Source organism: Pseudomonas emilianonis (genome assembly GCF_023072625.1).
In the GTDB taxonomy this organism is placed as follows: domain Bacteria; phylum Pseudomonadota; class Gammaproteobacteria; order Pseudomonadales; family Pseudomonadaceae; genus Aquipseudomonas; species Aquipseudomonas paraveronii.
In genome coordinates this window covers 1-9,066 of the sequence record NZ_JAKNRV010000212.1, presented here as the reverse complement: position 1 = coordinate 9,066, position 9,066 = coordinate 1, and the positions used below count along the sequence as shown (strand labels likewise).

Genomic DNA, 9,066 nt, shown 5'->3' with positions numbered 1-9,066 from the left:
GGCGAAGGCAGCGGCATCGGCCAACTGGCGCGCTGGGTCAACCAGCAAAACGCCGAAGAAGCGCGGCGGTTGCTGGCCGCCGGCAGCCACCGCGATTTGTTCTGCGTCAGCCTCAAGGGCGAACACGACCACGCACTGGAACGCCTGGTGCTGGATGGGCCGGGCGACGGCGCCGAAGGGTATCGCGCTTACCTGAACCTGCTGCACGCTGCGCGTCCACCGGCCGACACCCCGCGTGACGACCCCGCCTGGACCCACTGGGCACAACAACTGCTGCAAGCCTTTGACGCCTTCCAACTGCTCTGCGCCGTGCGCAAGGGCCCTTGGGGCGTGGAAGGGCTGAACCTGCGCATCACCGCAGCCTTGCGTAAAGCGCGGCTGATCGACAGCGATGAGCAATGGTACGAAGGCCGCCCGGTGCTGATGACTCGCAACGATTACGGCCTGGGCCTGATGAACGGCGATATCGGCATCGCCCTGAAGCTGCCCGAAAGCGACGGCGGCTCCCACGTGTTGCGCGTGGCCTTCCCACGTAACGACGGCCAGGGCGGCGTGCGCTTTGTGCTGCCCAGCCGGCTCAACGACGTGGAAACCGTGTACGCCATGACCGTACACAAATCCCAGGGCTCCGAGTTCACCCACACCGCGTTGATCCTGCCGGATGCGTTGAACCCGGTGCTCACCAAAGAGCTGATCTACACCGGCATCACCCGCGCCAAGCGCTGGTTCAGCCTGATCGAGCCACGCGGCGGGGTATTTGAGGAAGCCGTGCGGCGCAAGGTCAAGCGCCTGAGCGGGTTGATGCTGGAGTTGGGCCATGAGCCAGGAAAAACGGACTGATCGGCCCTTAGGTATTTCTGATTCGAACGTCTGATTTTTCTGAAAAAATAGCGGGACCCTTCGAGGCGTTGCCTCGTGGGGCTTTCCGCCGCTGTGCTATCGTTGCGGCATCACCCCTCGCTAACATCTAAGAGAGTCGCTGCATGAACGTGGCTGTCTCGCCCACAGGGTATCGCTTGAGCTGGAGACGCGTGTTACTGATGGCAGTACTCTGGCTGCTCGCGGTGCGTGCTTTTGCCGAGACGGCCAGCCCCGTCGGCATGGCCGATTCCCGTGCCCAGGCGGTGACCCAGGTGGTGCTGGGCATCCTCAGTTATGCGCGCTGGCCAGTGGAACCGACGCAATTGCGCCTGTGCATCGTCGGGCCGACCCAGTACACCGACGATTTGGTCAAAGGCACCACCCAGGCCACCGGTCGCCCGGTGGTGGTGCAGCGCCTGCTGGCCGACAACCCCGATATCGTCAATGCCTGCGACGCCGTGTACATCGGCGAACTCAGTGTCGATGAGCGCAGCCGTTTGTTTGCTTCATTGATGGGCCACCCGGTGCTGAGCATCAGCGAAGGCGGCGGCCAATGCACCGTCGGCAGCCTGTTTTGCCTGCGCGTGGGCGATGAGCAGGTGTCGTTCGAGGTCAACCTCGACTCCGTGGCCCGCAGCGGCGTGCGCATTCACCCCAGCGTGTTGCAGCTGTCGCGCCGTCGAGCGCCGACGCCATGAGCAACGAAAACGTGCGACCGACGCTGCGCTCGGTCATCGGTCGCGGGCACTTGATCCTGGCGCTGGTGGCGGTGACGCTGGCCAGTGTGTCCCTGACCCTGCTCGGGGTGCTGGCGTTGCGCGTCTACGCGGAGCACAACCTGGACCTGATCGCGCGTTCCATCAATTACACCGTGGAAGCGGCGGTGGTGTTCAACGACCGTGCGGCGGCCACCGAGGCTCTTAGCCTGATCGCCGCCACCGAAGAAGTGGCCGAGGCCCAAGTCTTCGATGCCAACGGCCAGCTGTTGGCGCAGTGGCTACGGCCGGAAACCGGGATGCTGTCCCGGGTCGAACTGCAATTGGCCCACTCCCTGCTCGAACAGCCGATCAGCCAGCCGATCGTTCACCAGGGGCGCACCATCGGCAGCATTCACCTGACCGGTCACGGCGCCAGTCTGTTGCGCTTTTTGCTCAGCGGCCTGGCCGGGATTCTGATCTGCACCGCCCTCAGCGCCTGGGTCGGCCTGTATTTGGCGCGGCGCCTGTTGCGCGGGATTACCGGGCCGTTGCATAGCCTCGCGACGGTGGCCCATGCCGCGCGCGTCGAACGTGACTTTGACCGCCGCGTGCCACCGGCACAAATCGCCGAACTCGACAGCCTGGGCAACGACTTCAATGCCCTGCTGGAAGAAATGCAAGCCTGGCAAAACCACCTGCAAAGCGAAAACGAAAGCCTTACCCACCAGGCCAACCACGACAGCCTGACCGGCCTGCCCAACCGCGCGTTCTTCGAAGGCCGTTTGATCCGTGCCCTGCGCTGCGCCGCCAAGGCCAACGAGCGGGTGGCGGTGCTGTTCCTCGACAGTGACCGCTTCAAAGACATCAACGACAACTACGGTCACGCCGCCGGCGACGCAGTGCTGGTGGCCGTTGCCACCCGCGTGCGTGCGCAATTGCGCGAAGATGACCTGGTGGCACGCCTGGGCGGCGACGAGTTCGCCATCCTGCTGTCGCCGCTGCACAAGGTTGAAGATGCCCAGCGCATCGCCGACAAAATCATTGCCAGCATGGACGTGCCGATCCCGGTGCCGGGCAACACCGAAGTGTTAACCTCCCTGAGCATCGGCATCGCCATCTACCCCGATCATGGCGCCACCCCCGGCGCCCTGCTCAACGCCGCCGATGCGGCGATGTACCAGGCCAAACGGTTGTCACTGGGCGGCCAGCAAACGGCGGAGACGGAGCTCCCTGTCGTCAACGTTCACCACAGGAGTTGATCCCTTGTTCTTGACCGCACGCGTTGTGTTTATCACCTTATTCGTGGCCCTGTTGGCCCTGAGCGGCTGCCAGACCGCGCCCCCCAAAGGCCTGAGCCCGGCGCAAGTCGCGGTCCTCAAGCAACAAGGCTTCGAACCGACCGACGACGGCTGGGCGTTCGGCCTGTCGGGCAAAGTACTGTTCGGCAGCGACGTAGAAAGCCTCAACGCCCCCAGCACGGAAATCGTCGAGCGCATCGGCAAGGCGTTGCTGGGCGTGGGCATCGACCGCGTGCGCATTGACGGCCACACCGACACCTCGGGTAAAGAGAGCTATAACCAGCAACTGTCCCTGCGCCGCGCCAAAAGCGTCGCCACGGTGCTGACCCACGTGGGGATGAAAGAACAAAACATCCAACTGCGCGGCCTGGGCAGCAGCCAGCCGGTGACCGCCAACGACACCGCCGCAGGGCGCACCGAGAATCGGCGAGTGTCGATTGTGGTGAGTGCCGACTAAGCGACTTCACCCGTTCCAGTATATGAAATGCAATCAAATGTGGGAGGGGGCTTGCCCCCGATGGCGGTGTGTCATCCAGTAGATGTGTTGGCTGTCACACTGCTATCGGGAGCAAGCCCCCTCCCACATTTGTACCGTGTTCGCTTAACCGCTCGGCGTCAGCGCCTGCGTCAAGTCATCCACCACCGCCTTGCCCATCTCACACAGATAATGCGCCGCCCAGGCGTATTGCTCGCCGCGCACATCCATGGCGGCTTCCATCGCGAGTTTCTTGGCGTAGTAAAGCAGGGTAGAGGCGTGCTCCAGCGCTTCGCCGAGCGGCATGCCCGCGTTGACGCGGAACAGTGGCTTTTCGTTTTCGCCGTAGTCGCCGAAGGTGACGACGCCGAGGGTGGTGAAGGACGAAAGCGGTGGATCGGGGACGATTTTGGTCATGATCTATACCTGGGAGTTTTAGGAACCACCCGTTCATGTCGCTAAACATGAAAGGGTGGCAGCTGTACGCAGGTTAGCGAACCGGACCCAGGACCCGGCAGACCCGAAGATCTCCCACGCACAGCCGCCATAACACGAGAACGAAGAGCACGAAGCTCCTGCCGTTGGGGGCTGTGTCCGGGTTCGGGTCGCTAAACCCGTTCGCTGATTTCAGCGAAGTACGGAGGCTAGTGACTCGAACCCTAAGGCGCAATAGGCTGGAGATTCTCTAGGAATCGTCCTGCAATTTAAAGCGAATCGTCGTTGCTGGCCCTTTAATCCGCAAACCGCATCTCCCGCGTCTCCCCCATCAACAACCCCCGATTCTGCTCCGTCACCTCGCGTATGTAGTCCCACAACAACGTAATCCGCTTCAACTTCCGCAAATCCTCGCGGCAATACATCCAAAACTGCCGCGTAACCGCAATCTGCTCCCCAAGCACCGGCAATAACCGTGGATCTTGCGCGGCCAAAAAGCACGGCAAAATCGCCATCGACCGCCCTTGCTGCGCCGCCACGTACTGCGCGATCACGCTGGTGCTGCGCAGGCTGGCGCTGGCGCCGGGCACTACGTTGGCCAGGTACAACAGCTCCGAGCTGAAGGCCAGGTCGTCGACGTAGCTGATGAACGGATGCTCTGCCAGATCCGCCGGGCGGTGGATGGGTGGGTGTTGGTCGAGGTAGTCCTGGGTCGCGTACAGCTGCAGCTTGTAGTCGCACAGTTTGCAGCACACATACGGCCCGTGTTCCGGGCGTTCCAGGGCGATGACGATGTCGGCTTCGCGCTTGGACAGGCTGATGAAGTGGGGCAGGGGCAGGATGTCGACCGAGATCGCCGGGTAGGTGTCGACGAAGTGGCTCAGTTGCGGGGTGACGAAGAAGCTGCCGAAACCTTCGGTGCAGCCCATGCGGACGTGCCCGGACAGCGCCATGCCGGAGCCGGAGACTTGTTCGCAGGCCATGTGCAAGGTGCTTTCGATGGATTCGGCGTAGCCCAGCAAACGCTGGCCTTCGTTGGTGAGGACGAAGCCGCTGGTCCGGGATTTTTCGAACAGCAGGGTGCCGAGTGAGACTTCCAGCGAACTGATGCGCCGCGACACGGTGGTGTAGTCCACCGCCAGGCGCTTGGCGGCGACGCTGGCCTTGCGGGTGCGGGCCACTTCGAGAAAAAACTTCAGGTCATCCCAGTTCAGGGAGCCCAGTGATGTGATGTTTTTTTGCATATTGGACCGGCTTTTATGTGCGTTCTTATTAGAAGTTTGCACATCTATACTCCAAAAACAGTCCGAACGCCTCATCCTCAAGGCGATTCAACGCCTTGGTTCTCTGCCTATAAATACAAATTGGAGACCACATGAACGCATCTGCCGATATTTCCGTGCAACAGGTCAAGTTGCTGATCAACGGTGAATGGGTCGAGTCAACGACCACCCACTGGCAAGACATCGTCAACCCGGCCACCCAGCAAGTGCTGGCCAAAGTCCCGTTCGCCACCGCCGATGAAGTTAACGCCGCCATCGACGCCGCCCATCGCGCCTTCCAGACCTGGAAGCTGACCCCGATCGGCGCCCGCATGCGCATCATGCTCAAGCTGCAAGCCTTGATCCGCGAGCACTCCAAGCGCATCGCCGTAGTCCTCAGCGCCGAGCAGGGCAAGACCATTGCCGATGCCGAGGGCGATATTTTCCGTGGCCTGGAAGTGGTGGAGCACGCTTGTTCCATCGGCACCCTGCAAATGGGCGAGTTCGCTGAAAACGTCGCCGGCGGTGTCGATACCTACACCCTGCGCCAGCCCATCGGCGTGTGCGCCGGGATTACCCCGTTCAACTTCCCGGCGATGATTCCGCTGTGGATGTTCCCGATGGCGATTGCCTGCGGTAACACTTTCGTCCTCAAGCCTTCCGAGCAAGACCCGCTGTCCACGATGCTGCTGGTGGAGCTGGCGCTGGAAGCCGGTGTGCCGGCCGGTGTGCTCAACGTGGTACACGGCGGCAAGGACGTGGTGGACGCGCTCTGCACGCATAAAGACATCAAGGCGGTGTCGTTCGTCGGTTCGACCGCCGTGGGCACCCATGTGTACGACCTGGCCGGCAAACACGGCAAGCGCGTGCAATCGATGATGGGCGCCAAGAACCATGCGGTGGTGCTGCCGGATGCCAACCGCGAACACACCCTCAACGCCCTGGTCGGTGCCGGTTTCGGCGCGGCGGGCCAGCGTTGCATGGCCACTTCGGTGGTGGTGCTGGTGGGCGCGGCCAAGCAATGGCTGCCCGATCTGAAGGCGCTGGCGCAGAAGCTCAAGGTCAATGCCGGCAGCGAAGCGGGCACGGACGTCGGCCCGGTGATTTCCAAGCGTGCCAAGGCGCGCATCCTGGAGCTGATCGAAAGCGGCGTGAAAGAAGGCGCCAAGCTGGAGCTGGACGGTCGTGGTATCCAGGTGCCGGGCTTCGAGCAAGGCAACTTTGTCGGTCCGACCCTGTTCTCGGGCGTGACCCCCGACATGCAGATCTACACCCAGGAAATCTTCGGCCCGGTGCTGGTGGTGCTGGAAGTCGACACCCTCGATGAAGCCATCGCGCTGGTCAACGCCAACCCGTTCGGCAACGGCACCGGCCTGTTCACCCAGAGTGGTGCGGCGGCGCGTAAGTTCCAGAGCGAAATCGACGTCGGCCAGGTCGGCATCAACATCCCGATCCCGGTGCCGGTACCGTTCTTCAGCTTCACCGGTTCGCGTGGTTCCAAGCTCGGCGACCTGGGCCCGTATGGCAAGCAAGTGGTGCAGTTCTACACCCAGACCAAAACCGTCACCAGCCGCTGGTTCGACGACGACACGGTCAACGATGGCGTCAACACCACCATCAACCTGCGCTGATTCCGGGAGACGAGCATGAAGATTGCATTTATCGGCTTGGGCAACATGGGCGCGCCCATGGCCCGCAACCTGATCAAGGCCGGCCACGCGCTGAACCTGTTCGACCTGCTGGCCTACTCGCCACGGATCTACGGTGTACCGCGGGTGTTGCTCGACCAAGTGGTGGAAGGCGTCGGCGCTTACTACAAGGCCTGCCTCAAGGCGGGTCGACGCTTGCCCTCGCCCAGCGGCCTGCTGATGATCCTCGACCGCACGCGCCGCGCCCTCAACGGCCAAGGCCTACAAGACGAAGACGACACCCGCCTGCATCTGTTGCATGCCCTGGCGGGCCTGCGCCTGGCGCTGTTGCCCGGCGTGGAATTGATTGGCGGCACCGAGACCGAGGCGCCGCTGCCTGATGGAGCGCCTTTATGATCGGTGATCTGGATATCAGCGGGGTGTTCCTGCCCACGTTGCTGGTGCTGATGGGCATTGCTTACGTGTTGTTTTTGCTGGTGCATGGGTTGTTGACCCGTCTGCACTTCTATCGCCTGGTCTGGCACCGGGCATTGTTCAACGTGGGGCTCTACGCGCTGTTACTGGGCGCGGTGGACTCACTCAGTCGATACCTGATGACATGAAAAAACCTTTTTTGACCATCGGCCGTGTCGTCCTGACGTTGTTGATCGTGAGCTTCGCGGTCGTCGTCGTATGGCGCATGGTCATGTACTACATGTATGCGCCCTGGACTCGTGACGGCCACATCCGTGCCGACATCGTGCAGATCGCCCCGGACGTGTCCGGGTTGATCCAGCGGGTCGACGTGCGCGACAACCAACTGGTGAGCAAAGGCCAAGTGCTGTTCGCCGTCGATCAGGACCGCTTCAAGCTGGCCCTGCGCCAGGCCCAGGCCGCCGTGGCCGACCGCCAGGAAACCCTGGCCCAGGCACAGCGCGAGTACAAGCGTAACCGTGGCCTGGGCAATCTGGTACCGAGCGAGCAACTGGAAGAAAGCCAGTCCCGCGTCGCCCGTGCCCAATCGGCCCTGGCCGAGGCGCAAGTGACAGTGGACTCGGCCCAACTCAACCTCGACCGCTCGGTGATCCGCAGCCCGGTGGACGGCTACGTCAACGACCGTGCGCCGCGCACGCAGGAGTTCGTCACCGCCGGGCACCCGGTGCTGTCGGTGGTGGACAGCAACTCCTTCCACATCGACGGCTACTTCGAAGAGACCAAGCTCGACGGCATCCACGTCGGCATGGGCGTCGATATCCGTGTGATTGGCGACGGCGCCCGCCTGCACGGTCATGTGCAGAGCATCGTCGCCGGTATCGAAGACCGTGACCGCAGCAGCGGCGCCAACCTGCTGCCCAACGTCAACCCGGCGTTCAGTTGGGTGCGCCTGGCCCAGCGGATTCCGGTGCGCATTGCGTTTGACGAGGTGCCGGCGGACTTTCGCATGATCGCCGGCCGCACGGCGACGGTGTCGATCATCGGCGACAAGCCCAAGGACGGAGCCCAGCCATGAAGCAGATTGTGGCAACCGCTGCGCTGGGTTTGCTGTTGTCAGCCTGCCAGGTGGTCGGCCCGGATTACCGACTGCCGGACACGGCCGCGATGAACCGTGGCGACCTGCAAGGGCAACTGGCGGGCGAGGGCAGCAACGTGGTCTCGGCGCCGGTGCCGGCCGACTGGTGGAAGCTGTACAAAGACCCACGTCTGGATGAACTGGTGCGCCAGGCCATGGCCTCCAACACCGACCTGCGCGTCGCCGCCGCGAACTTGCAGCGGGCGCGCTATCAGGTGCAGGAGGCTCAATCTGTCGGCGGCTGGAGTGCCGGCGCCAAGGCCGAGGCCCAGCGCCTGCAAGAGTCCGGTGAAGCGTTTTTGCTCTCGGAAAAAGTCCCGGTGGGCAATATCGGCAGCGTGGGTATCACCACCTCGTATCAATTCGATCTGTTCGGCACCCTGCAACGCGGCATCGAAAGCGCCCAGGCCAGCGCCGATGCAACCCAGGCCGCAGCCGATATTGCGCGGATCACCCTGGTCGCCGATGTGGTGCGTTCCTACACGCAGGTCTGCGCGGCCAACGAAGAACTGGCGATCGCCAACCAATCCCTCGACCTGCAAGCCCAGAGCACGACGTTGACCCAGCGCCTGCGCGACGCCGGGCGCGGTGATGAGACCCAGGTCACCCGCTCGCAAACCCAGTACAAATCCTTGCGCGCCGATATGCCGCGCTATGCAGCTGCGCGCCAGGCCGGGTTGTTCCGCCTGTCGATGCTGCTGGCCAAGCCGGTGGAGCAACTGCCGGCGGGCACCGGCACGTGCGCCGAACTCCCGCACATCGCCCAACTGCTGCCGGTGGGCGATGGCGCGACGCTGCTTAAACGTCGCCCCGACGTGCGCCAGGCGGAACGCCAACTG

Annotated in this window: 11 protein-coding genes; 9 read left to right on the top strand and 2 right to left on the bottom strand. The window is 63.1% G+C overall.

Annotated features, from left to right (window positions below; all coding sequences use genetic code 11):
* The 4 genes from L9Z73_RS19470 to L9Z73_RS19455 all read left to right on the top strand — a co-directional run.
* Nucleotides 1-840 (top strand): ATP-binding domain-containing protein (locus L9Z73_RS19470; protein ID WP_247404249.1); only part of this gene is annotated, 840 nt, incomplete at its 5' end.
* 143 nt (nt 841-983) lie between these two features.
* The gene (locus tag L9Z73_RS19465) at nt 984-1,559 is read left to right on the top strand and encodes a YfiR family protein (RefSeq protein ID WP_247404246.1); all 576 of its coding nucleotides are present in this window, start codon (nt 984-986) and stop codon (nt 1,557-1,559) included.
* On the top strand, nt 1,556-2,818 hold the full coding sequence (locus L9Z73_RS19460; RefSeq protein ID WP_247404242.1) for a diguanylate cyclase domain-containing protein: 1,263 nt from the start codon (nt 1,556-1,558) through the stop codon (nt 2,816-2,818). Before L9Z73_RS19465 ends, L9Z73_RS19460 begins: the two co-directional genes overlap by 4 nt.
* A 4-nt stretch (nt 2,819-2,822) precedes the next feature.
* Nucleotides 2,823-3,314, top strand: a complete 492-nt coding sequence (locus L9Z73_RS19455) for an OmpA family protein (protein WP_247404240.1) — start codon at nt 2,823-2,825, stop codon at nt 3,312-3,314.
* Between the two features lie 144 nt (nt 3,315-3,458).
* Here the strand turns inward: L9Z73_RS19455 and L9Z73_RS19450 are convergent, their stop codons facing one another.
* Entirely contained in the window at nt 3,459-3,749 is a 291-nt protein-coding gene (locus L9Z73_RS19450) for a DUF3077 domain-containing protein (RefSeq protein ID WP_247404237.1), read from the bottom strand.
* Between the two features lie 314 nt (nt 3,750-4,063).
* Nucleotides 4,064-5,011: a LysR family transcriptional regulator gene (locus L9Z73_RS19445; RefSeq protein WP_247404233.1), complete on the bottom strand. Its 948-nt coding sequence runs from the start codon at nt 5,009-5,011 to the stop codon at nt 4,064-4,066.
* A 131-nt stretch (nt 5,012-5,142) separates the two neighbouring features.
* Between L9Z73_RS19445 and L9Z73_RS19440 the strand changes: the two genes are divergently transcribed.
* The 5 genes from L9Z73_RS19440 to L9Z73_RS19420 all read left to right on the top strand — a co-directional run.
* Complete coding sequence (locus L9Z73_RS19440) at nt 5,143-6,660, top strand: CoA-acylating methylmalonate-semialdehyde dehydrogenase (RefSeq protein WP_247404230.1); 1,518 nt, start codon at nt 5,143-5,145, stop codon at nt 6,658-6,660.
* 15 nt (nt 6,661-6,675) lie between these two features.
* The gene (locus L9Z73_RS31565) at nt 6,676-7,074 is read left to right on the top strand and encodes an NAD(P)-binding domain-containing protein (RefSeq protein ID WP_430624301.1); all 399 of its coding nucleotides are present in this window, start codon (nt 6,676-6,678) and stop codon (nt 7,072-7,074) included.
* Complete coding sequence (locus L9Z73_RS19430; protein WP_046385111.1) at nt 7,071-7,280, top strand: DUF1656 domain-containing protein; 210 nt, start codon at nt 7,071-7,073, stop codon at nt 7,278-7,280. The genes L9Z73_RS31565 and L9Z73_RS19430 overlap by 4 nt, the downstream gene beginning before the upstream one ends.
* A complete protein-coding gene (locus L9Z73_RS19425) occupies nt 7,277-8,167 on the top strand; it encodes an efflux RND transporter periplasmic adaptor subunit (protein WP_247404227.1) in 891 nt (296 codons plus the stop codon). The genes L9Z73_RS19430 and L9Z73_RS19425 overlap by 4 nt, the downstream gene beginning before the upstream one ends.
* Nucleotides 8,164-9,066 (top strand): TolC family protein (locus tag L9Z73_RS19420; RefSeq protein ID WP_247404224.1); only part of this gene is annotated, 903 nt, incomplete at its 3' end. The genes L9Z73_RS19425 and L9Z73_RS19420, both read left to right, overlap by 4 nt.